The organism is Streptomyces sp. NPDC057654 (assembly GCF_042800135.1).
Taxonomy (GTDB): domain Bacteria; phylum Actinomycetota; class Actinomycetes; order Streptomycetales; family Streptomycetaceae; genus Streptomyces.
The window spans coordinates 1-663 of the sequence record NZ_JBHVHQ010000275.1; the positions used below are offsets into that span (position 1 = coordinate 1).

1 protein-coding gene is annotated in these 663 nt (G+C 73.6%); it reads right to left on the reverse strand.

Annotated features, from left to right (window positions below):
• Positions 1–275 (reverse strand): MFS transporter (locus tag ACFU99_RS20940; RefSeq protein ID WP_384394150.1); only part of this gene is annotated, 275 nt, incomplete at its 3' end.
• Positions 276–663: the final 388 nt, after the last annotated feature.

The following is a 663-nucleotide window of genomic DNA, read 5'->3' on the forward strand; positions in this document are numbered from 1 at the left end:
CCGTAGCCCGGTGTGAGCGCGCCGACGACATGCGCCGCGGCGAACGCGACGAGGCACGCGATCAGCGAGCCGCGCCGGGGCCGCCGTTGGGCGGCCACGGCCAGTACCGGCGCACCGACGATCATGCCGATGGCGAAGGCCGAGGTCAGCAACCCGGCCTGGGAGATGGACACATGGAGGTCGGCGGCGATGTCCGGGACGAGGCCGGACAGCATGAACTCCGACGTGCTCTGGGCGAAGACGGCCAGCCCGAGCACGTAGACGACGAATGGCATGAGGGAACTTCCCGAGTGCGTAAGCGAGATCGACCGCAGGGCAGATGCGTACGCGGGGGCCGGGGCGGGGGAGCGCGACGCGGAAGGCGTCGGTCCGATCCGTACGGGCGGCGGCCCGCGCTGCGGTGATCCGGCGGGAAGTGCCGCGCGCCGAGAGGCCGAACGGCTCAGCGGCCCGTTACGGGCGCGGGCTCGGGCTCAGTTCAGCGGCGCGGCGGCGACCACCGGAACACCGGCGGTCAGGCTCTGTCGGACTCGGGGGTCGTCATAGCGGGGGAGGCTAGCAGGGCCGGAGCGGTGGGCTCCACGCCTTTTCGCGCGGGGCGGGCGCCCCGGTCCGCCGGGCCCGTCCGCAGGCGAGCCGCGCGAGCGCTGAAAATCCCATCTC